20 protein-coding genes are annotated in these 23,966 nt (G+C 65.9%); 11 read left to right on the forward strand and 9 right to left on the reverse strand.

Going from position 1 to position 23,966, the window contains the following annotated elements; translation table 11 throughout:
- Positions 1-45: 45 nt before the first annotated feature.
- The gene (locus JQ572_RS11315; protein ID WP_211383080.1) at positions 46-2,415 is read left to right on the forward strand and encodes a TonB-dependent receptor; all 2,370 of its coding nucleotides are present in this window, start codon (positions 46-48) and stop codon (positions 2,413-2,415) included.
- 12 nt (positions 2,416-2,427) lie between these two features.
- Positions 2,428-3,861 (forward strand): PepSY domain-containing protein, encoded by a 1,434-nt coding sequence (locus tag JQ572_RS11320; protein WP_211383081.1) that lies wholly within the window; start codon positions 2,428-2,430, stop codon positions 3,859-3,861.
- 1 nt (position 3,862) lies between these two features.
- Here the strand turns inward: JQ572_RS11320 and JQ572_RS11325 are convergent, their stop codons facing one another.
- Together JQ572_RS11325 and JQ572_RS11330 are read right to left on the reverse strand one after the other, a co-directional pair.
- Positions 3,863-5,230: an amidase gene (locus JQ572_RS11325; RefSeq protein WP_211383082.1), complete on the reverse strand. Its 1,368-nt coding sequence runs from the start codon at positions 5,228-5,230 to the stop codon at positions 3,863-3,865.
- Positions 5,211-6,407 (reverse strand): MFS transporter, encoded by a 1,197-nt coding sequence (locus JQ572_RS11330; RefSeq protein ID WP_211383083.1) that lies wholly within the window; start codon positions 6,405-6,407, stop codon positions 5,211-5,213. Before JQ572_RS11330 ends, JQ572_RS11325 begins: the two co-directional genes overlap by 20 nt.
- Positions 6,408-6,433: 26 nt before the next feature.
- Between JQ572_RS11330 and JQ572_RS11335 the strand changes: the two genes are divergently transcribed.
- Complete coding sequence (locus tag JQ572_RS11335) at positions 6,434-6,769, forward strand: hydroxyisourate hydrolase (protein ID WP_211383084.1); 336 nt, start codon at positions 6,434-6,436, stop codon at positions 6,767-6,769.
- On the opposite strand, the gene JQ572_RS11340 is transcribed toward JQ572_RS11335, so the two are convergent.
- The 6 genes from JQ572_RS11340 to JQ572_RS11365 form a co-directional block, all read right to left on the reverse strand.
- A complete protein-coding gene (locus JQ572_RS11340; RefSeq protein ID WP_211383085.1) occupies positions 6,770-7,585 on the reverse strand; it encodes an ABC transporter permease in 816 nt (271 codons plus the stop codon).
- The gene (locus tag JQ572_RS11345; RefSeq protein ID WP_211383086.1) at positions 7,585-8,448 is read right to left on the reverse strand and encodes an ABC transporter permease; all 864 of its coding nucleotides are present in this window, start codon (positions 8,446-8,448) and stop codon (positions 7,585-7,587) included. The genes JQ572_RS11340 and JQ572_RS11345 overlap by 1 nt, the downstream gene beginning before the upstream one ends.
- Positions 8,449-8,452: 4 nt before the next feature.
- Positions 8,453-9,499, reverse strand: a complete 1,047-nt coding sequence (locus tag JQ572_RS11350) for an ABC transporter substrate-binding protein (RefSeq protein ID WP_211383087.1) — start codon at positions 9,497-9,499, stop codon at positions 8,453-8,455.
- A gap of 30 nt (positions 9,500-9,529) precedes the next feature.
- A complete protein-coding gene (locus JQ572_RS11355; protein WP_211383088.1) occupies positions 9,530-10,624 on the reverse strand; it encodes an ABC transporter ATP-binding protein in 1,095 nt (364 codons plus the stop codon).
- Between the two features lie 107 nt (positions 10,625-10,731).
- Entirely contained in the window at positions 10,732-11,484 is a 753-nt protein-coding gene (locus JQ572_RS11360) for an aspartate/glutamate racemase family protein (protein WP_211383089.1), read from the reverse strand.
- Complete coding sequence (locus tag JQ572_RS11365; protein ID WP_211383090.1) at positions 11,481-12,197, reverse strand: GntR family transcriptional regulator; 717 nt, start codon at positions 12,195-12,197, stop codon at positions 11,481-11,483. The genes JQ572_RS11360 and JQ572_RS11365 overlap by 4 nt, the downstream gene beginning before the upstream one ends.
- 200 nt (positions 12,198-12,397) lie before the next feature.
- Between JQ572_RS11365 and JQ572_RS11370 the strand changes: the two genes are divergently transcribed.
- From JQ572_RS11370 to JQ572_RS11400, 7 genes are all read left to right on the forward strand, one after another.
- A complete protein-coding gene (locus JQ572_RS11370) occupies positions 12,398-13,138 on the forward strand; it encodes a maleate cis-trans isomerase family protein (RefSeq protein WP_211383091.1) in 741 nt (246 codons plus the stop codon).
- A 26-nt stretch (positions 13,139-13,164) separates the two neighbouring features.
- The gene (hydA, locus tag JQ572_RS11375; RefSeq protein WP_211383543.1) at positions 13,165-14,574 is read left to right on the forward strand and encodes a dihydropyrimidinase; all 1,410 of its coding nucleotides are present in this window, start codon (positions 13,165-13,167) and stop codon (positions 14,572-14,574) included.
- A gap of 556 nt (positions 14,575-15,130) precedes the next feature.
- Positions 15,131-17,140: a hydantoinase/oxoprolinase family protein gene (locus JQ572_RS11380; RefSeq protein WP_211383092.1), complete on the forward strand. Its 2,010-nt coding sequence runs from the start codon at positions 15,131-15,133 to the stop codon at positions 17,138-17,140.
- Positions 17,137-18,732: a hydantoinase B/oxoprolinase family protein gene (locus tag JQ572_RS11385; RefSeq protein WP_211383093.1), complete on the forward strand. Its 1,596-nt coding sequence runs from the start codon at positions 17,137-17,139 to the stop codon at positions 18,730-18,732. The genes JQ572_RS11380 and JQ572_RS11385 overlap by 4 nt, the downstream gene beginning before the upstream one ends.
- The gene (locus JQ572_RS11390; protein ID WP_211383094.1) at positions 18,729-20,024 is read left to right on the forward strand and encodes an aminotransferase class III-fold pyridoxal phosphate-dependent enzyme; all 1,296 of its coding nucleotides are present in this window, start codon (positions 18,729-18,731) and stop codon (positions 20,022-20,024) included. Before JQ572_RS11385 ends, JQ572_RS11390 begins: the two co-directional genes overlap by 4 nt.
- Positions 20,025-20,171: 147 nt before the next feature.
- Positions 20,172-21,104, forward strand: coding sequence for an N-carbamoyl-D-amino-acid hydrolase (locus JQ572_RS11395; protein WP_211383095.1), 933 nt, complete (start codon positions 20,172-20,174; stop codon positions 21,102-21,104).
- A gap of 5 nt (positions 21,105-21,109) precedes the next feature.
- On the forward strand, positions 21,110-21,778 hold the full coding sequence (locus tag JQ572_RS11400; RefSeq protein WP_211383096.1) for a flavin reductase family protein: 669 nt from the start codon (positions 21,110-21,112) through the stop codon (positions 21,776-21,778).
- Here the strand turns inward: JQ572_RS11400 and JQ572_RS11405 are convergent.
- Complete coding sequence (locus JQ572_RS11405; protein ID WP_211383097.1) at positions 21,775-22,437, reverse strand: aspartate/glutamate racemase family protein; 663 nt, start codon at positions 22,435-22,437, stop codon at positions 21,775-21,777. The genes JQ572_RS11400 and JQ572_RS11405 overlap by 4 nt on opposite strands.
- A 56-nt stretch (positions 22,438-22,493) precedes the next feature.
- Here JQ572_RS11405 and hydA (JQ572_RS11410) point away from each other — a divergent pair, with 56 nt between their 5' ends.
- Entirely contained in the window at positions 22,494-23,963 is a 1,470-nt protein-coding gene (hydA, locus tag JQ572_RS11410) for a dihydropyrimidinase (RefSeq protein WP_211383098.1), read from the forward strand.
- The last annotated feature ends 3 nt before the right edge of the window (positions 23,964-23,966 follow it).

Raw genomic sequence — 23,966 nt, forward strand, 5'->3', positions numbered from 1 at the left:
CGTTCGCTGTGACGTGCCACTGACGTCACACCGAGGTCCAAAGCCGTGTCTTCCATCCGTATTGTACGACCGCGCCGCTTCCTGCTCGCTTCCGCTGCTCTCACATCGCTCGCAGCCGCCGACCTGCCCGCTGTCGTCGCGCAGCAGGCCCGCGAACCCCTGCCGCCGGTTGAGGTGTCGCCGGCCCAATCCCGCAGGCAGGCGAGGCCAGCCGGTCGCGAGGGGCAAACCGCACGCCGCGCCTCATCGCGCAGGTCCGCTGGCACAGCGGCAGAGCCAAAGCCCACGGTGCCGGGTGCGGCAGCGCCGGAACAAACGCCGACACCGCTCAACAGCAACGCGGTGGCGGAGAGCGCCTCGCGGCTCGGCCTGACCGTGCGGGAGACCCCCGCCACCGTCGAGGTGATCTCAGCCGAGACCATGCGCGATCAGGGCTACCGCACCGTCTCCGACGTGGCGCAAGGCGCCGTCGGAGTCACCGCCGGCGACAATCCGGCCGAACCCTCGGCCTTCTCGATGCGCGGCTTCACCAACAGCCAGATCAACACGCTCTACAACGGCATCAAGATCGGCCCGCAGAACATGACCTCGCGGATCATGGACACCGCCAATCTCGAAGCTGTGGAAATCCTCAAGGGCCCGGCCTCGCTGATCTCGGGCGAGGGCGCCGCTGGCGGCGCGATCAACTTCGTCAACAAGCAGCCGCCTACGGGGCCGATCCGCAGCGAAGCCGATTTCTCCTGGGACTCGCTGAACTCGTTCCGCGCCCATTACGGGTCCGGCGGCAGCACCAATGTGCAGGGGCTGGACTATCGCTTCGACATCAGCCGCTCCTCGCTCAACGGCTTTGCCGACGATACCAACACCAGGACCCTCGACGTCTCCGGTCAGCTCAACTACCGCATCTCCGACAGCCTCAAGGTCTGGGGCGCGATCGAGTACCGGGAAGACCGCTCCAAGGCTTATTGGGGCGCGCCATTGGTGCCGGTGGCCTTCAGCGGCTCGCACGCGACGGCAGGCATCGTCTCGGGCACTTATGTCTCGAGCTTCAACCCGTCGAATCTCGGGTCGATCACGATCGACGACCGCACCTTCAACACCAACTACAACGTCCTCGATAATCGCAACGTGGCGCAGGAGGTCTGGCTGCGTGGTGGCTTCGAGTTGAAGCTTGCCCCCGACCTGACGTTGAAGAGCCAGGCCTATGCCTACGGCGCCGAGCGCTCCTGGTTCAACAACGAGGTCGAGGCGTTCAACACCGCGACGAACACGGTTGATCGCAGCCGCTTCTATGTGGCGCACAGCCAGCGTCTGGTCGGCAACATCACCGACCTGACCTGGGATGCGAACATCGCAGGCTTCGACAATCGTCTCGTCACGACGCTGTCGTCGAGCTACCTCGACTTCGTCAGGCCGGGTGCCGCGAATTTTCCCGGCGATTCCGTTGATCTCGTTGATCCGAACCGCGGCTTCTACGGCCTGCTGACGACCAAGCAGCAGACCGCGCGTATCGACAACGAGGCGCTGTCGTTCGAGGACCGGCTGAAGCTCACGCGCAGCTTCGCGCTGGTTGGTGGTCTCCGTGTGGAGCATATCGGGCTCGATCGCAACTCGACCGACGTCAACGGTCTGGAGAACGCGAATTTTCCGTTCTCGAAATCCTGGACGCCGGTCACCGGCCGTATCGGCTACACCTGGGAGGCCGTTCCGGGCCTGACCTTCTTCAGCCAGTACGCCACCGGCGCCGACATCTCCGCCAACAACATCTTCCTGCTTGGGCCCACCCAGCCGCTCGACCTGACGACTGCGCGTACCTATGAGACCGGGGTCAAGCATCTGTTCTGGGACAACCGGGCGGAGTGGTCGTTCTCCGCTTACGACATCCAGCGCAAGAACGTCTACGCGGCCGCCGGCGGCATGGCGCTCAACATCGCCGGGCGGCAGGAGTCGAAGGGCATGGAACTTGCCGCTTCGGTGCGCCCGATCGAGCCGCTGCGGCTCTGGGGTAATATCGCCTATGTCGATGCCCGCTACGCCGACTACAATTTCGTCGGTGGCACATTCTCCGGCAACACGCCGCCGAACGTGCCGCGCATCGTTGCCAATGCCGGCGCATCGTACCGGTTCTTCACGCCTTGGCCGGTGGAGGTCGGCATCACCGGCCGCCACGTCGGCGACCGCTACAATACCGACGCCAACACCGTGACCATGAATGCCTACACCGTCGGCGATGTCTACGCCTTCGTCGATATCCCCAGGACGATCTTCAATGCGGTTGACCAGGCTCGCCTGACTTTCCGGGTGCGCAACTTCACCGACAAGCGCTACGCGATCTGGGGCGACCCGTTTTATCCCGATCAGATCCTGTTGGGTGCGCCGCGCACCTACGAGCTCTCGGCCGCGTTCAAATGGTGAGGCGCTGACCGCATGATGAGCGCGATCGTCCTGCTGCATCGCTGGCTCGGGATCGCGTTCTGTCTCCTGTTCGCGATGTGGTTCGCGAGCGGAATCGTGATGCACTTCGTTCCGTTTCCGTCGCTGGCGGAAACGGAACGCTTTGCCGGACTCGTGCCGCTGGATCGCGCGCAGGTGAGGATCTCGGTCGCCGATGCCGTGACCGCGACCGGAATTGCCGATGCCAGCCGCGTTCGCCTGGTCCAGCGCAGCGACGGGCCGGTCTATATCGTCTCAGGACCATCGCGCACAGGCGCAGTCCACGCCTCCGACGGAGCCGGCGCGTCTGTCGCCTCGTCCGATATTGCGCTGGCCATCGCGCAAGACCACGCCCGCCGGCGCGGGCTCGACGCCGCGCGGGCGATGATCCTCGCCCACGCGGATTATGACCAATGGAGCGTGCCGAACGGCTTTGACCGCCATCGGCCCTTGTTTCGCATTGCCCTGGGCGATGCCGCGGGAACGGAGGTCTATGTCTCGTCGCTGACCGGCGAGATCGTCCTGGATACGACGCGGAAGGAACGAGGCTGGAATCTCGTCGGCAGCGTGCTGCACTGGATCTATCCGACGGCTTTGAGGAGCAACTGGCCGCTGTGGGATCGCGTGGTCTGGACCTTGTCGCTGCTGGCCTTGAGTGCGGCGGTGCTCGGCGCGGTGCTCGGGATCGCGCGGGTGAAATTGCGCAGGTACAAGGTGTCGTCGCCTTATCGTGGCTGGCACGCGCTCCATCATCTCATGGGCCTTGCGGCAATGACGTTCGTCCTGACCTGGATCTTCAGCGGTTGGCTCTCCATGGATCACGGGAGGCTGTTCTCGCGCGGGCAGTTGACCGCAGCCGAAGCCGGCGCGATGAATGCCCGGCCGGACTGGACGGCGGCCTCATCGTTCGGTCAGCAGCCGCTATCGCCGTCGGCCCGCGAAATCGAATGGTTCGTCTTCAACGGCAATGTCTATCGGCGGGATCGGATCGACCTTGATGGTCAGACATTGATCGAGGCGGAAGAGGCGCCCCGCGCGGGGCCTGCGGGATTTCTGGATGTGCACGAGGTCCAGAGGCTGACCGCGCGCCTTGCGGCCGGCTGCGGCGCACCCTCCGTCCTTGCTGATAACGACGACTACCCCGCCCAGTCCATCGTTCCCGGCGCGCCCGTCTACCGCTCCCGCTGCGGTGATCTCTGGTTCGACATCGACGGCGCCGACGGCAGCCTGTTGCAACGGCTGGACGCCTCCCGGCGGGCCTATCGCTGGTTCTACAGCGCGCTGCACACGCTCGATTTCCCTGTCCTCATGGCGCATCCGCGTCTGCGCGACGTCCTGATCGTCGGGCTTTGTGCACTCGGCCTGGTGTTCTCCGTCACCGGCATCGTGATCGGCTGGCGGCGTTTGCGGGCGACTTTCGTGACGTGAATTACACCCGCAGCAGCGCCTCGATATGTCGTGCGGCGCACAGCAATGTGCGGTCCTGTCCGCGCCGGGCGATGATCTGGAGGCCGAAAGGAAGTCCGGCCTTATCACGCCCGCAGGGGATCGAGATCGCCGGCAGCCGGGCGTGATTGACGAAGGGCGTGAATACGGCGTGCCCGCGGGGGCTCGCCGGGCGACCGCCGATCATGTCGGGTCCGAGCTGGGTGAACGGCCAGGCGACGCAGGGCACCGTCGGGGCCAGCAGCAGGTCGGTTTCGGTGAAGAAAGTCGCAAAAGCATGGGCGATCGACGTGCTGGCGACCAGCGCCCGGGCGACATCGCTGCCTGACCAGGCGAGACCGCGTTCGACCTGTTTGGCGATATCAGGATCGAAAGCGGCCGGATCCTTGCGAAAGGCATCGCCGTAGAGAGCGGAAAGGCCCGCGTGCTGAAGCGGCATGATTGCGTCTTCCGTCGCATCCGGCGGCCAGACGGGATCGCGTCGTGCGAGAGGTAAACCTGCGGCGGCGAGACGCGCAATCGCGGAGGCGAGGCCATTTGCGACGACATCGTCGACTGCGACGTCGAGCCCGAGACGCGGCGAGAACGCGATGCGCAGGCTGGAGATGTCCCTGGCATCTTGCGCGATGCTCGCCGAGTCCGGATCGCGCGGATCGTCGCCGGCCAAGGTTTCGAACGCCAGGGCGATATCGCCGACATCAATGGCGATCGGCGCAATGACGGACAGGCCGAAGAATGGCTCGGCGAAACCGGGCCCATAGGGGATCGCGCCGAAGGACGGCTTGAAGCCGGCGACGCCGACATGGGCCGGGGGCCTGCGGCTGGAGCCGCCGGCATCGGTGCCGATCGCGAGTGGCACAAGGCCGGCTGCGACGGCTGCGGCGGGTCCGCCCGAAGAGCCGCCCGGCGTCAGCGCGGGATTTTGCGGATGCCGCGTTGGCCCGAACAGCGGCGACGTCGTGACGCCCTTGCTGGCGAACTCGGATGTCGCTCCTATGCCGACAACGACCGCGCCGGCGCGACGCAGCCGCTCGATCGCGATGGCATCGCGTGGCGCGACAAAATCGGCAAACAGACGCGAGCCTTGCGTTACACGCCAGCCGCCGACCCAGATGTTGTCCTTGACGATGACGGGGACACCGGCGAGAGGCATCATCCCGCCGGCGCGCAGGCGATCGTCGACCGCGGCGGCATCGGCGAGTGTGCGGGCGGGATCGGTCGTGACGACCGCATTCAACGCCTTGCCGGCCTCGATCCGGGCGAGCGCGGCCCTGGCTGTCTCGACGGCGCTCGTCCGCCCGGCCGTAACGTCGGCTGCGATCTCCCGCGCGCTATCTGCCGGCTTTGTCATGGTCCCCCCAGATCAGCGCCAATGTGCCGCACAGCGCAAGACAGGCCAAGGCGACAAAGGCCGCGCCGAGGCTGGCTGCACCATCGAGGATCGATACCAGCGCCGGCGCGGCCAGCAGGCCCAAATAGGAGGCGGTCAGCACCGCGCCCGTGGTCTCGCCGATCCGGTCCTGCGGCGCGAGGCGCGCGATCTCGGCGATGAAGACACCGTTCCACCCCGAGGCCGTCAGGCCGAACAATGCGGCGAACGCAAACTGACCGGGGCGGCCGAGCGATGCGCCGTCGAGGCCAAGCAGCGCGGCGCAGATGGCCATGCCGAGGCCAATGACGATGAGCACCATGCGCGAAGCGTCGAGGCGCATCGCGACATAGCCCCAACCGAGCCGGCCGACCAGGCCGCCGGCCTGCGCGCAGGCAAGCGCCATCCCGGCCTCGATGTGGCTGAGGCCAAGCTCGCGGGTGCCGAGCGTGACGAAGACGGTGTTGAGCGACACCTGCATCGCACTGAACGGCATCGAGGCCAGCGCCAGCATCGCGATCCGCCGGTCCGCGGTCACCAGCGCCAGCCGCGCGCGCAGATCGAGCTTCGGCGGCGGCACGATCCTGCCGGCATAGGCCGGCCGCAGCCATTCGAACAGGGCGATCGCCAGAAGGGCGCAGGCACCGACGGCCGCATAGCACCAGGCGGGGCCAAACGAGATGGCGAGTGCGGGCAGGGCCAGCGACCCGAAGACCGCGCCAATCTGGTTGCCGGTCTGGCGCACCGAGAACACGAAGGCGCGCCGCTCGGCGGTGACGAGCCGCGCCAGCAACGCCGCGCTCGCGGGCGTCTCGGGCCCCATGGCAAGACCGAGGCAGAGGCCTGCTGCAAGCAGCGCGGCGGTCGATCCGAGCGAGGCCAGCGCCATGCTGGCGACGATGGCCACCGCGCACAGGCTCGCGATCCGGAGCGATCCGAGCCGCGCGATGAAGCCGCCGCCCCAGAACGAGGCGGGGATGCCGACGGCGAACACCGCGCATGAGAACATCGAGAGCTGCCAGACCTCGATATGGGCGCGCGGCGCCACCACGCCCGGCGCAAACAAGGCCAGCGCCACCAGCGCCTGAAGCCAGGTCATTGCTCCGAGCGCCGGCAGCAAAGCGGACGCTGGCCGAGCGGCCAGGTTTGCGTCTACCATGGCGCTGCGCTCACGGGAGGAACATTGTGGCAGGCGGCATTTCCATTCACGCGGTCGATGTGGCGAGCGGACGTCCCGCGCAGGGGCTGCGCGTCGAGATATGGCGGATCGATCCGGACTCCTCGCGCGTCGCCGACGGGCGGCTCGGCGCAAATGGTGTACTCGATCATCCCATTGTCCAGGGCGCTGGTGTGACGGCAGGCGAGTACGAGGTCCTGTTTCATCTCGGAGAGTTCTTTGGCGACGGCGACGGTTTTCTCACGGTGACGCCGTTCCGCTTCCGCATCAAGCACGTCGACGAGCATTTTCATCTGCCGCTGAAATTCACGCGCTGGGGCTATTCGCTGTTCCGCGGCGCCTGATCAGTTGGTCAGCCGCCGCGACAGTCCCGTGACGCGCTCCATGACCGCGACCATCGCGACCGTCGCGATGATCAGCACGCTCGAAAGTGCTGCGATGGTGACGTCGAGCTTGCCTTCGAGGTCCTGCCACATCCGGATCGGCAGCATGTCGGTTGCGGCATCGCGCAGGAACAGCGAGACCGGCACGTTGTCGAACGACGACATGAAGGCGATGAAGGCCCCGGCAATGATGCCGGGCCGGATCAGCGGCAGCACGATGCGGCGGAACGTGTAGAGCCGGCTCGCGCCCAGCACCGCCGAGCTTTCGAGCAGGGTCGGTTCGAGCTGGGCCAGCGCCGCAACGGTGTTGCGCACGACATAGGGGACGCAGACCACGGCGTGGCCGATCACCAGCGTCAGCGGCGACACCGGCAGGCCGACCAGCGAGAACAACATCAGCGCGGCGAGACCGAAAGCCAGCGCCGGAAGTACCAGCGGCGACATGAAGAGGGAATCGAGCAGCCGCGCCGACAGCGTCCGCGATCGCGAGATCGCAAGTGCCGCCGCAACGCCGAGCACGACGGACAGGCCCGTTGCCCAAAGCGCGACGATCAGGCTGTTCTTCGCCGCGAAGTGGAGCTGCCAGGCATCCCAGAGCTCGGCGTACCAGCGCAACGAATAACCCGGCGGCGGGAACCGCAGCGAGAAGCCACTGGTGAAGGAGACGATCAGGACCACCAGCGACGGTGCAATGATGATGATCAACGCGATGATCGCGATGACGGTCATGACGAATTCGAAACTGATCGCTTCCAGGGTGCGCTTGCGCCCACTCATCACGCGCCTCCATAGCCGCGCGACATGCGACCGAGCGTGGTGAAGACGGAGACGACCGCGAGCACGGCGAGCAGGAAGATGATCGAGATCGCGGACGCGAACGGCCAGTTCTGCAGTGTGGACGCCTGCTGATAAAGATACATCGGCATGAACAGCATCTGCCCTCCGCCGATCAGCGACTGGGTGATGAAGGCGGTGATCGCGGCGGCATAGGTCAGCGTGCAGCCGGCGATCACGCCGGGCAGCGACAGCGGCAGCACGACCCTGAAGAAGGTCCGCCAGCTCCCGGCGCCGAGCGAGCAGGAGGCGTCGTCGAGATTGGGGTCGATCCGGCCGAGCGCGGTGATCAGGGGCAGTGTCATCAGCGGCATCTGCACCTGAGCCAGCGCGATCACCACGCCGAACTGGGTATAGAGCAGTTTCAGCGGCGTATCGATGATTCCGAGCGACTGCAGCGTCGCATTGATGATGCCCTGGCGCCCCAGGATCACGATCCAGGCGAAGGTGCGCACCACGACGCTGGTCAGGAGCGGCAGCAGCACGATCAGGATGATGATGGTCTGCAGCCGCGGCCCGACCCGCTGGTAGAGCCAGGCGATGGGAAAGCCGAGCACGAGGCAGACGGCCGTCACCTCGGCCCCCAGCAGCAGCGTCGAGCCGAGCACCCCTAAACTGAAGGGATCGGTGAGGAAGTGCAGGTACTGGCCGAACCCCCAATGGAGCGCGGCCGTGTCGTTGTGCAGCGAGAGCCAGAGCAGCTGCAGCAGCGGCGCCACGAAGAAGACCAGGAAGAACAGCGCCAGCGGCGCTGCCAATCCCATCCCGTAGGACGTCACGTCCCGTGATGCCGGTGCTGTGCCCATGGCGCTAGATCTTGATCTCGCGGTTGAAACGCTCGATCCAGGCCGAGCGCTGCTCGTTGATCTTTTTCCAGTCCTGGAACACGAACTTTTGCTTCAGCTCGGCGGTATCCTTGGCCAGCACGCGCGCGATCTCGCCGCCCATCTTGACCTTCGAGTTGGTCGGCACGATCAGATAAGGCGGGTTCATCAGCGTGGTCTGCACCTCCGGCGTCAGCGACGCTTCGATCAGCTTGAACGCGAGTTCGCGGTTGGGCGAGTTCTTGACGATGTGGATCGTGGTCTTGAAGGCGATGGCACCTTCCTTCGGCGCCACGAACTCGACCGGCACGCCGCGCGCTTTCAGGATCTGGATCGCGTTGAAATTGCCGGGCGAGATGTCGATCTGGCCCTGCTGGAACAGGGTCGCGAGCGCGCCGGGATTGGCGGCCACGGCGGCGAGATTGGGCTTCAACTCCTCCAGCGCCTTGAAGCCCGGATCGACATTGGCCTCGGAGCCGCCGCGCATCTTGGCGATCTCGACCAGCCAGCCGGTGCCGAGCGTCGAGTTCAGATTGGTGATGCCGACGCGGCCCTTGAACTCGGATTTCCACAGATCGGCCCAGGAGGTCGGCGGCGTCTTGATCGTTTCGGGATTGTAGGTGAGGCCGACGACCTGGAAGAACGGGGCGGGGCCCATCGGCTCCTGCGCCTCGGCGATCAGGTCCTTGTAATAGGCGCTCTTCTCGACCGGGTACGGCTCGACCAGATCCTGGCCGATCGCGACAAGCGCCGGACCAGGATCGTGCAGCATGACGTCGATCGGCGGATTGGCCTTGGCCGCATTGACCTTGGCGATCTGGTCGACCGACAGCATCGGATCGAGCACGACCGCCGCGTCGGCGCTGGCTTTGCGGAACGCCGGCACCAGCACGGCCTTGTGCGCTTCCTCCCAGCTTCCGGTGAAGGTTGCAAACACCAGTGGGCGGGCCTGGGCGTAGCTCAGCCCGGGAAACGCCTTCATGGCGCCGAGGGTGAGTGCGGTCGTCATCAGGCTTCGGCGGTTCATGATCATGTTCGAACTCCCTTTGGACAAAGACTGGATCTAAAGCGTTGCAGGAAAGGCGTTGGCGAGCGACGGGGCGAGCGGTGCGAGGCGCACCGCGGCGCCGCTCTCCAGCGCGCGCGTCTCGCCGATACGCGCCTGGGAAACTTTGACGCCGGAGCCGTCGGCGGTGGTGACCTCGTGGACGACGGTGGCCCCTAGCGGCAGCGACATGCCGACCACGCCGGCAAAGCCGGTCTCGTCGCCGACGAATTGCAGATGCTCGGGCCGGATACAGACGGTGACGCGGCCGCCTTCGGTCAGGGCGCCGCCCGCTGGCCGCGCGATGATCTCCGCGCCGGCGTCGAGGCGCACCTTTGCAGCGGTTCGGTCTGCCGATACCACAACGCCGGGCATCCGGTTGCTGGCGCCGACAAAGGTGTTCACAAACAGCGTCTGCGGACGATCATAGACGTCCGATGGCGACCCGAACTGCTCGAGCTTGCCATGACTGAGCACGGCGACGCGGTCGGCCATCGACAACGCCTCTTCCTGGTCGTGCGTCACGATCAACGTCGTGATCCCGGAGACGCGCTGCAACCGCTTGACCTCGATCTGCATGTCGAGCCGCAGGTTCTTGTCGAGCGCGGCAAAGGGCTCGTCGAGCAGCAGGATCGACGGCTTGATCGCGAGCGCGCGGGCGAGTGCGACACGCTGCTGCTGGCCACCGGAAAGCTGCCGCGGCAGCCGCTCCGACATTGTCGGCAATTGCACCAGTTCGAGCAGGCGCTGGGCCTCGCGCTGGCGCGTCGCCTTATCGACACCGCGGGCGGCGAGGCCGTAGCCGACGTTCTCGCTGATCGAGAGATGTGGAAACAGTGCGTAGTTCTGGAACACGATGCCGACGGCGCGGCGGTTCGGCGGCAGTGCGTCGACGATGTCGTCGCCGATGATGATCCGCCCCTGGCTCTGCGCGATGAAGCCGGCGATGATCCGCAGCAGGGTGGTCTTGCCGCAGCCGGAGGGGCCGAGTAGCGCAATGATCTCGCCGCCCTTGATGTCGAGATTGATGTTCTCGACGGCAAGCGCGCCGCTCGGATAGCGGTGGGTCACCGCGTCGACGACGAGCGAACGGCCGCCTTGCGTTTCAGCCATGGTGCTGCCTCCCGTTCTCCTCGGAGAGAAAGCAAGTCTCGTGCCCTGGTCTGCCGCCAGCCGTGCAACTGAAAACCGATCGTACCGCTCGCATCGTCAGACCCTTCTCACTGGTTGTCGCGATGCTCGAGCCGGGCGGCGAGCACCTCGGCCAGGCCAATGGTCGGTTTGGCAGCAGGCCTTCGGAACGTCCCCGCGGTGGCCTTGCGCAGGCGCAGCGCAACCAGCGCCTCGGCCTGCTTCACTGAGGCCGCCACTTGATCAACCACAGGGACGGGGACCCGGTGGGCGACGCGCTCGGCGAGACCCGAAAGCGGGGCGCCCGCGAAGATCAGAACGTCGGCCTCGTCCTCGACGATCGCACGTTGCGCGAGCTCGACGAGCACATCCTCCTTTTCGGTGCCGACCTCGGAGATCGCTTGGAACGGCGTATCGAGCATGCGGATACCGGCGCAGCGCTCCCACAGCCCGTGGGCGCGGACGCATTCCTCGTACCAGGGCCCAAGGGCCTGTGCGAAAGTGACGATGGCAAAGCGGCGCCCGGCCATGCACGCCGTCAGCATCGCCGCTTCTGCCATGCCGACCACGGGAATGTCGAAGGTCTCGCGTGCGGCGAACAGGCCTGGGTCACCAAAGGCTGCGATAATCGCAGCGTCGACGTTCCGCTGCTGCTCGGCCAGCATCTCCAGCGCGATCGCGCCGCCGATCTGGGCCTCGGTGCGAGTCGAGATATAGGGCACACCGCGCGTCGCGGTGCAGGGGATCAGCTCGGTGCCGGGGGACGCCGCGCGCTGTCCGACGCCCGTCATCAGCCGGGTGACCTCGGTGCTGGTGTTCGGGTTGAGCAGCAGAAGCTTCATGATTGCGACGCCGTCCGCCTGGGTTGGGATTTGGCGAGGACTTCGAGCAGCGCCGTGCCGGTGCGTGCGACATGAGCGCCGAGCAGGCGGCCGGCCGCCTCGCCGTCGCGCGCCTCGAGCGCGGCAAGAATACCGGCGTGCTCGTCGACGGAATTGCTCCAGCGGCGGTCGGCACCGAGTGCGAGGTAGCGCGCGCGCTCGGCGCGGGAGATCAGCGTCTCATGCGCCTCGCGTAGCGGCGTGTTGCGGGCCATACGGACGATGGTGTTGTGGATCTCGCCATTGATGGCGAAGTAGTCGTCGAGCTTGCCGTTACGGTGATGACCCTCCATCCGGGTCTGAAGCGTGCGCAAGCGGGCAAGATCGCGCTCGGTGGCGCGCTCCGCGGCGAGCTCTGCGGCAAGTCGCTCGATGCCGGCCAGCGCCTCGAACAATTCCGAGATCCCGCCGACCGCGATATCGGCGATGCGCGGGCTGCGGTTGGGACGGAGCTCGATCAATCCTTCGGCGGCGAGCACCTTTATCGCTTCGCGCAAGGGGGTGCGCGACACGCCGAGCGACTTCGACAGCTTGGTCTCCTGGGTCTGCGATCCCGGCGGCAACTCGCCGCGAATGATCATCGTCCGCATCCGCGTGGCGGCACGCTCGTGCAAGCCCATCCGCTTGAGTTTGGGCGACTTTCGTCCCGGGTTTGGTTCGGATTTCTGCTGCACGCCGGACTTCCTGCCTGCGCATGATCCTATCCACTCCCAGCCAAATACGATGCCCAAATTGGCGACGTATGTGGCTCAAAACAAATGCATATCGAACAAATTGTATGCAGCATGCAGATTGCGGCTTGCGTAGCGCGATGCCGGCAAGGATGATCTTTCGAGGGGGCAATCGCGCCCCCGCAATGGAGCGTCCGTGATCGATGTCAGTCCTGCGCAAGCGTCTCGGCATGATCACGCCGTCTTCCAATTCGGTGCTGGAGCCCGTCACCAGCGCCATGCTTCACGGCGTCGACGGCGTTACCGCACATTTCTCCCGATTCCGCGTCACCGAGATCGCGCTCGACGCGGCAGCGCTGAGTCAGTTCGATGCATCGGTGATGCTGCCCGCCGCTGACCTTCTCGCCGATGCCAGGGTCGACGCCATCGCCTGGAACGGTACGTCGGCAAGCTGGCTCGGCATCGGCCGCGACAGGAGCCTTTGCGAGGCGATCACGGCGCGCACCGGCGTGCCGGCGACAACCTCGACGCTCGCCTGCATCGACGCCGCCCGCGCGGTTCGAGCCGAACGCGTCGCGCTCGTCTCGCCCTATACGGATGACGTGCAGCGGCGCATCGCCGACGTCTGGGCACGGGAGGGTATCGCGCCACACGTCGAGCGACACCTCGGCCTGCGCGACAATTTCTCGTTCGGCGAGGTCGCGCCCGCGACGATCGCGGACATGATCCGTGCGGTGGCGGCGGAGGGTGCCGACGCCGTCGTCATCCTCTGCACCAATCTGGACGGCGCAGCGCTTGCGGCCTCGCTCGAGCAGGAGCTGAATATCGTTGTGCTCGACTCCGTTGCGGTCACGCTGTGGCGAAGCCTCGGCCTCGCCGGTGGCGACATCGCGGCCCTTGCGCCGTGGGGACGGATATTCCAGACAATGCCGATCATCAAATGACGGAGACGCACGTGCTTCAAGGTCAAGTGACGCAGCTCGATCTCGCCATTCGCGGCGGCACCATCGTAACGGCCAGCGACGAGTTTCGCGCCGATATCGGCATCCGCGACGGCCAGATCGTTGCCATCGCCGACAGCATCGAGGGCGCGGCGCGCGAGATCGACGCGACGGGCCTGCTGGCGCTGCCGGGCGGGATCGACAGCCACGTCCACATCTCGCAAGCCTCAGGCCCCGACGTGGTGATGGCCGACGATTTTGCCTCGGCGACGCGCGCGGCGGCAGCCGGCGGCAACACCATGGTGCTGCCCTTCGCGCTCCAGGAGAAGGGCACCTCGCTGCGGACCTGCGTCGAGAACTACCGCAAGCTTGCCGAGGGCGAGTGCTATATCGACACCGCGTTCCACCTCATCATCTCCGATCCGACCGCGGTCGTGCTCGGGCAGGAGCTGCCGGCTCTCGTCAAGGACGGCTACACCTCGTTCAAGGTTTTCATGACCTATGACGACCTCGTGCTCAGCGACAAGCAGTTGCTGGAGGTGTTCGACGTCGCGCGCCGCGAGGAGGCGCTGGTCATGGTCCATTGCGAGGGCTATGACGCCATCCGTTTCCTCACCGCCAAGCTCGAACGCGAAGGCCATATCGCGCCCTATTATCACGGCACCTCGCGCCCCCAGGCCGTCGAGCGCGAGGCGACGCATCGGGCCATCAGCCATGCCGAGGTGATCGGCGTCCCCATCATGATCGTGCACGTCTCCGGGCGAGAGGCCATGGAGCAGGTGCGCTGGGCCCAGCAGCGCGGATTGCCGGTCCATGCGGAGACCTGCCCGCAATACATCACGCTCACGGCCGACGACATGAAGGGCCTGAACATGGACATCACGGGCGCGAAGTATGTCTGCTCGCCGCCGCCGCGCGATGCCGAGAGCCAGCAGGCGATCTGGGAAGGCATCACATCAGGCGTTTTCCAGACCTTTTCGTCCGACCATTGTCCGTTCCGCTACGACGATCCCAAGGGCAAGCTGACGCCGAATTCCCGCACCTCGTTTCGCTGGGTGCCGAACGGCATTCCCGGTGTCGAGACGCGGCTGCCGATCCTGTTCTCGGAAGGCGTCTCGAAGGGACGGATCAGCTTGCAGAAATTCGTCGAGCTGACCGCGACCAACCATGCGCGCATCTACGGCCTTTATCCGCGCAAGGGCTCGATCGGCGTCGGCTTCGATGCGGATATCGTGCTGTGGGATCCCAGGCTGACCAGGCCGATCCGGCAGGTCGACCTGCATCACGGCGCGGACTATACGCCCTGGGAAGGGTTTGACGTCACCGGCTGGCCCGTCACCACCATCGCGCGCGGGCGCGTCGTGTACGAGCAGGGCAAAATCGTGGGCGACAAAGGGGCGGGCCGGGTGCTGAGCCGCGGCAAGTCCAGCCTGGTGTGATGCGCCACGAAGGTGCGCGGCCACTGCTCGCGACAATCGCAGCCGGCATTGGCGGCAACGCACCATGCGACCCTCCACGTCGCATCTTATTGTTCGTACAATAAAGAGAGGCTGAGCCGACCGTCGTGCATAGCTCATAGGCATTCGGATGGTCCGCAGCGCCGGTTGATCGCCTGCAAATTAGACAGTCGATCTCGGGCACTCGGATTGCAATGCAGCAGGCTCGCGGGTTTCGTGCAGAAAAACCCGTGGTGCGCTGCACTTTTCTCGCGTGGGACGGTTAGCGTTTGCCTGCTCTTTGCGCGAGCAGCACTGCACCAAAATGGGCAGCTGATGCCGCGGCGCGACGGCGTCGGTCACGCGCTGGAGTGGCGGATTGCGACAACTCCGGCCCTTTCCCGAGCCCGTGGCTCTGTCGCACCCTCGCAGACAGTGGCATGAGAAGGGATGCAAGATGAGCGCTCCCGGTTTGGCATTGGACTCGGCATTGAACTTGGCGACGGACGGGAAGGACCCGGCGTCCGGTTCGGACGTCATCCGTGACTGACCCTTGGACATGAGCACTGACGAAAATCGCTGGGAAGTCGGCACCGATATCGGTGGCACCTTCACCGACATCATCGCGATCCGGCGCGATACCGCTGAGGCGCGGATTGCGAAAGTGCCGTCGCGCCCGCAGGCGCCGGTCCAGGCGATGCTGGAAGCGATCGAAGCGGTGGGGCTGCGCAAGAGCGAGGTCAAGCGCTTCGTCCACGGCACCACGCGCGTGACCAACGCGATCGTCGAGGGCCGGCTGCCGAAGGTGGCGCTGGTCGCGACCGAAGGATTTGCCGACGTGCTGGAGATCGCGCGCTATCGCCGCCGCGATCTCTATCGTCTCGACGTGCCGCCGAAATCGCCGCCGCTGGTGCCGCCTGAACGATGTTTTGGGCTTGTCGAGCGTCTCGATCACGAGGGCGGGGTGCTGAAGGCGCTGGATGAAACGGAAATCCGGCGTCTGGTGGCCTGGCTGAAGCAGACCGGCGTCCAGAGTGTCGCGGTCGCTCTGCTTCACGCCTATGCCAATCCCATCCACGAAAAAATCCTCGGCGAACGCCTCAAGGACGTCGTTGCCCACGTCTCGCTGTCGCACGAGGTCAATCCCGAGGCGCGCGAATACGAGCGCACGTCGGCAACCGTGTTCAATGCGGCTGCGATGCCGATCGCTGTCGAATATCTCAGCGAGCTCGAGCAGCGCCTGCCGATCGGGCCTGGCCTGCAGGTGTTTCATTCGGCCGGCGCCATGATCCCGATCTCCGCCGTGAAGCGGCGGCCGCTGGTGATGGCGATGTCCGGCCCGGCGGCCGGCGTCTCGGCCTCCGTCAGCATCGCGCGCCAGCTCGGCACGTCGCGCATGCTGACTTTCGACATGGGCGGCACGACGACGGACGTGTGCCTGATCGTCGACGGCCAGGCCGAAATGACCGACGGCCGCATGCTCGGCGACAAGCCGTTGCGCCAGCCGATGCTCGCGGTTCATTCCATCGGGGCGGGTGGCGGCTCGATCGTGCGCAATGGTCCGGGTGGCCTGACGGTCGGGCCGGAAAGCGCCGGCTCCGAGCCGGGACCGGCCTGCTACGGCCGCGGCGGCACCGAACCTACGATCACCGACGCCAATGCCGTGCTCGGCTACCTCAATCCCGAGACGAAGCTCGGCGACCGGATCGGGATCGATATCAAGGCTGCTGCTGACGTCATTGATCCCATTGCGCGCGCATTGGGACTGAGCCTGACCGAAACCGCGCTCGGCATCGTCAAGGTCGCGAACGCGACAATGGCCCGCGCGCTCCGCCGCGTCACCGTCGAGCGCGGAATCGACGGGCGCGACTGCATGCTGCTCGCCTTCGGCGGCGGCGGTCCGATGCACGCTGCGGGTCTTGCCGATCTCTACGGGATTGCAGAGGTCGTCGTGCCGAGCGCCTCGAGTGCGTTCTCGGCACTGGGTTGTCTCACCGCCGACTTCAGCTTCCTCCAGCAGCAGACACTCCGCGCGGCGCTGGACGGCATCGATCTCGCCCGCGCGTCGGAGCGCATCGACACGCTGATCGAAGATGCCTCGGCGCCGCTGATCGCCAATGGCATCGCCAAGGCTGAAATCCAGATCGAGCTGGTGGCCTTGATGCGCTACGCGGCGCAGAATGACGCCATTCCGGTGTCGTTCGCCTTACCGCTGGATGTGGCCAGGCTGAAGAAGGACTTCCTGGCGCGGCATCACGAGCTCTTCGGCTATGCGACGAGCGAGAGTTGCGTCATCGAATCTGTGCGGGTGCAAGCGCGCCGCCCGTCCACGACCGTGGTGAGCCGGCCGGCGACCGCCGTCAGGGCGGTGTCCAGCGGTCGCCGCGTTTGCTCGTTCGAAGGCTTCCACGACATCGCAACAGCCATCATCGACCGCGCCTCGTTGACCGACATCGTCGGCGGTCCGGCCATCATCGAAGACGCGTGGTCGACGGTGGTGGTGCCGCCGGGTTGGCAGGCGAGGCCGGACGTTTCAGGCAATCTGTTCCTGACCCGGAGGGCGGCATGAAGCTCGATCCTTTCGTCGTCGAGGTCATCCGCCACGGTCTTTCCGCCGCGGCCGAGGAGATGAGCCTGGTGATGACGCGGTCGGCGCGCTCGCCGCTGCTGCGCGAGGCCGGCGACCTGTCGTCGGCGATCACGGACGGCCGCGGCGATCTGGTCGGGCAGGGCCGCGACATCCCGATCCATCTCGGCGCGATGGCCTATACGGTTCCCGAATTGCTGAAAGTGGTGCCGCGCGATAGCCTGAACGACGGTGACGCGCTGATATACAATGTCGGCGCGCTCGGCGGCAATCATCTCAACGACGTCAAGGTCGTGCGGCCCGTCTTCGTCGACAGCGAGATCGTGGCGTTTGCGATCAGCCTTGCGCACTGGCCCGATATCGGCGGCACCTGGCCCGGCAGCTATTTCGCAAAGGCCATCGACACCTTCCAGGAAGCGATGCGGATTCCGCCGGTGCTTATCGCAACCTCGGCCGGCGTCAACACGCCGATCGTGCAGTTGCTCAAGGCTAACGTCCGCGATCCCGAATCCTGCGAGGGCGACCTTCTCGCCCAGATCGCAGCGACCAAGGCCGGCGAGAAGCGTATCGTCGAGCTTTGCCGCGAGCACGGCAAGGCGGTCTTCATGGCGACGCAGTCGCGCCTGCACGATCTCTCCGAAATCGAGATGCGCGAGGCGTTGCGCGACCTGCCGGACGGTGTTTACGAAGGCGAGGACCATCTCGACGACGGCAGCGAGAACAATGCGCCGGCGCGGATCCACGTGAAAATCACCATCGCGGGTGACGAGGCGACCTTCGACCTCTCCGAATGCTGCGACCGCGTCTCCAATTTCTGCAATACGACGCCGTTCATGGCGCGCTCGGCGGTGGCCTATGCCGCGCGCATCATGAGCGGGCGCGATATGCACCAGAACGCCGGCGCGCTACGGCCACTGACCATCATCACGCGCCCGGGCTCGATCCTGGAGCCGGGCTGGGCCGCGTCCGTCGCCGCCGGCAACCACGAGACCTCCATGCGCATCGTCGATGCGATCTTTCGCGCCATGCAGCACACCATTCCAGAGCGCCTGTCGGCGGGCGGGGCGACCACGGCGGGCGTGCTGTTCTTCGCCGAACCGCGCCAAAACGGCTCGTGGAAGATGCTCTACGAGGTTCACGGCGGCGGCGAGGGCGCGCGGCACGATCGGGCCGGTATCTCGGCCACCCGGGTGCATCTGTCCAACACCTCGAACACGCCGGTCGAAGTCATCGAGGCGAACTACGCCATCCGCCTCGAGCAGCAGGCCATTCGCCGGCATTCCGGCGGCGCCGGCGCGCATCGCGGTGGCGACGGTGTCGTTCGCACCTATCGTATCCTTGCCCCCTCGATGCATCTGACCACCTGCATCGAGCGCATGGTGATTCCTCCGTTCGGCATGCAGGGCGGCGAACCCGGCAAGGCCTGTCGGATCTCGTTGATCAGGCAGGGCGGAAACGTTCCGATCGACGGCAAGTCGAACCTGGTGTTGCAGCAGGGTGATCTCGTCACGGTCGAGACTTGCGGCGGCGGTGGTTACGGCGCCGTGGCCGCGGAAATGAAGGGATTGCGATGAGCAGATTGCTGCGAACCGGGCTGAATGCGGGCGACAGCGCACCCATGGCTGTGATCGGCGGCGAGGGCGTGTACTTTCATCTCGCTGACGGCCGCAAGCTCATTGACGGCAGCAACACCGGCGGCGGCCTCGGCCATCGCCATCCCGCGATGGTGGAGGCGATCCGCCGCGCGGCGGATACGCCGGTCGTCAACGAAGGCTGGACCTGGGTCGGCCGCGAGCAGGCCGCCGACGACCTGATGGCCACTGCCTTCAACGGCGAACAGGATTGGGTCGGCGCGGTGCGCTTCTGCATCAGCGGCAGCGAGGCCAACGACATGGCGCTGTCGCTCTGCCAGGCTCTCACACAGCGCTCGGCGCTGGCGACACGCGAGCGCGCCTATCACGGTATCACCGGCCTGTCTCGCAGCATGACGGTGCAGCCGCAATGGCATGGCGGGCTCGCGGTGCACTCAGGCGGCTCGAAGCTGCCGGCGCCGATGGCGCCCGTGCGGGTTCTCCCGGCGCCGGATGGCGCGATCTATGGTGGGCCGGCCAACAACGCCCCGCCCAGCGAATATCTGGCAGACGCCACGCGCGTGCTCTCGGACACCGCAGCAACGATCATCGACTACACGCAGGGCGGCATCTATTACGATGGCGCCTATCAGGATGAAGTGGCCCGCTGTGCGCGCCAGGCTGGCTCGTACTGGATCGCCGACGAAGTGGTGACCGGCGCCGGCCGTGCCGGCCGCTGGTTCGCGTTCCAGGGAGCCCAAAGCCGTCCCGACATCGTGACACTCGGAAAATCGCTTGGCGGTGGTGCAGCTGCCGTCGCTGCGGTCGTGGTGTCGAAGGCGATCGTCCAGCGGCTCGAGGGCTCCAGCTGGCAGAATTACGGCACACTGCGCGGCCATCCGATCAGCATGGCTGCTGTCAGCGCCTATCTGAAGGTCGTCTCTGACGAAAACATTCTGGAGCACGTGCAGACGCTCGAAAGGCTTTTTACCCGCCGCCTGCTTGCGATCGCGGAAAAGCATCCGAGCGTGCGGCGTGTGGCGGGGCAGGGGCTGCACTGGACGGTGGAACTGCACGGCCCGGATTGGCGCTCCTGGCGTGCCGACACGAGCGAGGTGCCGATCGCCTCGCGCGTCGCGGAGCGCGCCCTGGAGGCCGGCGCGGTGATCGGAACCAGCGGCGAGCAGACTTCGCTGTTCCTGGCGCCGCCGCTTGTCATCTCCGCGCGCGAGGCCGAACTGCTGCTCGACGCGCTCGACCACGGCCTCGATATTGCCGACAAGGAGCACGGGTGAGCGCGGATCACGCGAGGCACGCACTGCCGCCCCGAAGGGGGCGACTGGCAATGCCCGGCGGGGCTGCGCTAAGCTGCCGGCGCCGGACAATCACTGAAGCCGTGGCTTCCCCCAAGAAATCACCAAGAGATCACCAGGAATTCGCTGATGCGCATCGTTAATGTTGCCGCCGCCCAGATGGGCCCGATCCAGAAGGCCGACAGCCGCGAGGCCGTGGTCAAGCGCATGATTGCGTTGATGGACGAAGCCAAGGCGAAGGGCGCCGACCTGATCGTCTATCCGGAGCTTGCGCTCACGACTTTCTTCCCGCGCTGGTATGCGGAGGACCGGGCTGAATTCGACATCTGGTTCGAGCGCGAGATGCCGAGCGCTGCGACGAAGCCGTTGTTCGAACGAGCCGCGCGCCACCAGATGGCGATGAATTTCGGCTATGCGGAGCTGACGCCGGACGGCCATCATTTCAACACCGCGATCCTGACCGACAAGTCGGGCAATATCGTCGGCAAATATCGCAAGGTCCATCTGCCGGGTCATGTGGAGTACGACACCAAGCGCTCGCACCAGCATCTGGAGAAGCGTTATTTCGAGCCGGGCGACCTCGGCTTCAAAGTCTGGCGCGAACTCGGCGGCATCATCGGCATGGCCATCTGCAACGACCGGCGCTGGCCCGAGACCTACCGTGTGATGGGCCTGCAGGGCGTCGAGATGGTGCTGATCGGTTACAACACGCCGTCCGTCAACGCGGAGAAGAGCGAAGAGGGCGTCGAGAAGCGCCTGTTTCACAACCGCCTGTCGGTACAGGCCGGTGCTTACCAGAACGCGACCTGGGTCGTCGCGGTGGGTAAGGCCGGTGTCGAGGATGGGCACCCGCTGTTCGGCGGCAGTCTGATTGTCGATCCCAACGGCGAGATCGTCGCGGAGGCCAAGACCGAGGACGACGAGGTTCTGGTTCACGCTTGCGACCTCGACGCCACCGCCTTCGGCAAGACCACGATCTTCGATTTCGCCCGGCATCGCCGCATCGAGCATTACGGCCTGATCACCAGCCAGACCGGCGCAGTGCCGCCGCCGGAGAAGTGACACTGATGGCTGGCCATACCGCACCGGGCATATCCTTGCACGAGCTCGATCCGCGCGACCGCTACAAGCTGCTTTGCGGCGTGGTGGTGCCGCGGCCGATCGCGCTGGTGACGACGCTGGACGAGAACGGGGCGGTCAACGCCGCGCCGTTCAGCTTCTTCAATGTCTTCTCGGAGAGCCCGGCGCTGATCGTGCTCGGGCTCCAGCACAAGCCGGATCACAGCCCGAAGGACACGACCCGCAACATCCATCGCGACGGCGAGTTCGTGGTGCACATGGTGGACGAGGCGCTGTCAGCGTCGATGAACGACTGCGCGATCGATTTTCCCTCCGGCGACAGCGAGGTCGTAGCGACGGGGCTGGCCACGCTTCCCTCCGTCGACGTGAAAGTGCCGCGTCTGGCCGCAGCACCGTTCGCGCTGGAATGCCGGCGGCATGTCGTGCTGAATTTTTCGCCCGACCGCGAGCTGCTGGTCGGCGAGGTGCTCAGGGTTCACGCCCGCGAGGGCCTCGTCGATGAAGCCAACATGTATGTCGATCTAGACGCCTACCGGCCGATCGGCCGCATGTTCGGCAATCTCTACACGACGCAGCGGGACACGTTTGCGCTTGTCCGCGAGAGCCATGCGCAATGGCTCGCGCGGCAGGACGCCAAAGAGCTGAAGGACGCCTAGTGAGCCGAGAACTGCACCGTACCCAGCGCCATGGTAACGGCCGCCTGTGTCGGGTCGATCACGGGAATGCCAAGGGCGTCTTCCAGCGGCCGGCGATGGCGTGCCATGCCGGCGCAGCCCATCACGATGGCGCGGGCGCCGTCCTCGTCGCGCAGCGCACGGCCGATGTCGATCATCCTGGCGAGTGTACCTTCGCCCGAGGCGCTTTCCGCAACGCTCATGTTGAGCGGCCGTTCGCCGGCGAGGCGGTCGGTCAGCCCCATCTGCCTGAGGTAGCGCATGTGACGCGGGATCGAGCGCTGCGCAATCGCGATGACGCCAAATGTCTCGGCGCGGGCGAGCGCCGTCAGCACGCCGCACTCGGCGATCCCGAACACGGGCCTATCGGTGCCTTCGCGGCAGACCTGCAGCCCGGGATCGCTGTAGCAGGCGATGACGAAGGCGGCCGAGCTGTTGTCGCCTTCGACCAGCCGGCGCAGCGGCATCGCGACGCCGTCGACATCCGCCTGGCTTTCAATGCCGAACGGACCCTCGGCCAGCGTCTGGCAGACCAGTTCCGGACCGCCCTCAAAACCGAGCGGCTTCAGCGCGTCCTCCAGCCCTTGGGTCACGGCAGGGTTGGAGTTCGGATTGATGACGAGAATGCGCGGCCGGGGCATGACGGTCTTCCTGCAAAATTTCGATTACTTGCCTCGAGCCTATCATGGAGTGCCTCATGACTAAACCCGCTTACGACCTGATCATTCGCGGTGGGCGCGTCGCGACGACGACCGACGTGTTCGAAGCCGACGTCGCCATCTCCGGCGAGACCATCGCGGCGATCGGCCGCGGGCTTCCAGAAGCCAAGCGTGAGATCGACGCCCGGGGCAAGCTGGTGCTGCCCGGCGGCGTCGACAGCCACGCCCATATCGAGCAATTGTCCGCGGCCGGCATCATGAATGCCGACACATTCGAGAGCGCGACCGTCTCTGCCGCTTTCGGCGGCACGACCACGGTGATCCCCTTCGCGGCCCAGCATGTCGGCATGAAGCTGCCGCAAGTGGTCGAGGATTATCACGCGCTGGCCAAGAAGGGCGCGGTGATCGACTACGCCTTCCACATGATCATTGCTGATGCGACCAGGGAGACGGTCGAGGAGCACATTCCGGCGCTAGTGAAGCAGGGTCATGCGTCGATCAAGATTTTCATGACTTACGACCGGCTCAAGGTCGATGACGAGCCGCTGCTCGACATCCTGCTTGCCGCGCGGCAGTCCGGCGCGATGTTGTGCGCCCATGCCGAGAACCACGGCATCATCGCCTGGATGGTGAAACGCCTGCTCGCGCGCGGCTACACGATGCCGAAGTACCATGCCGTCAGCCACGCCCGCGTGTCGGAGGCGGAAGCCTTCACCCGGCTGATCGGCATGGCAGCGCTGATCGACCAGCCCATCATGATCTTCCACGTCTCGACCGCCGAAGGCGCCAAGGTGATCCGCGACTCGCGCGGGCAGGGATTGAAGGTCTTCGCCGAGACCTGTCCGCAATATCTGTTCCTCACCGCAAACGATCTCGACAAGCCCGGCGCGGAGGGCGCCAAGTGGATGTGCAGCCCGCCGCCGCGGACACATTCCGACCAGGAGGCGCTGTGGCAGGCGCTGTCGCTCGGCGATCTCCAGACCATCTCGTCGGATCACGCGCCGTATCGTTTCGACGAGACCGGCAAGCTGCGCGCCGGGCCAAACCCGAACTTCAAGCAGGTCGCCAACGGCCTGCCGGGACTGGAGTTGCGGCTGCCGCTGCTGTTCGATGCCATGGTGTCGAAGGGACGGCTCGGCCTCGAAAAGTTCGTCGAGCTGACGTCGACGGCGCCGGCCAAGATCTACAATCTGCATCCGCGCAAGGGTTCGATCGCGGTGGGCGCCGATGCCGATATCGCGATCTGGGATCCCAACCGCGAGGTCGTGATCGCCGACGAGATGATGCACGATCTCGCCGGCTACACGCCGTTCGCAGGCCGCAAGCTGAAGGGCTGGCCGGTGTCGGTACTCTCGCGCGGCCGGGTGATCATCGACGGCAACAAGTGCCTCGCGGATGCCGGCAGCGGCAAGTTCCTCGCGCGCAGCGGCGGCGAGGCGGCCATGCCGACCGGACGGCTCGTCGCCGATATGGATCCCGAGCGGAATTTTGGAGCGAAACTGCTGTGACTG

The sequence above is a fragment of the Bradyrhizobium sp. SZCCT0153 genome (assembly GCF_018129995.1).
Classification (GTDB): Bacteria; Pseudomonadota; Alphaproteobacteria; order Rhizobiales; family Xanthobacteraceae; genus Bradyrhizobium; species Bradyrhizobium japonicum_G.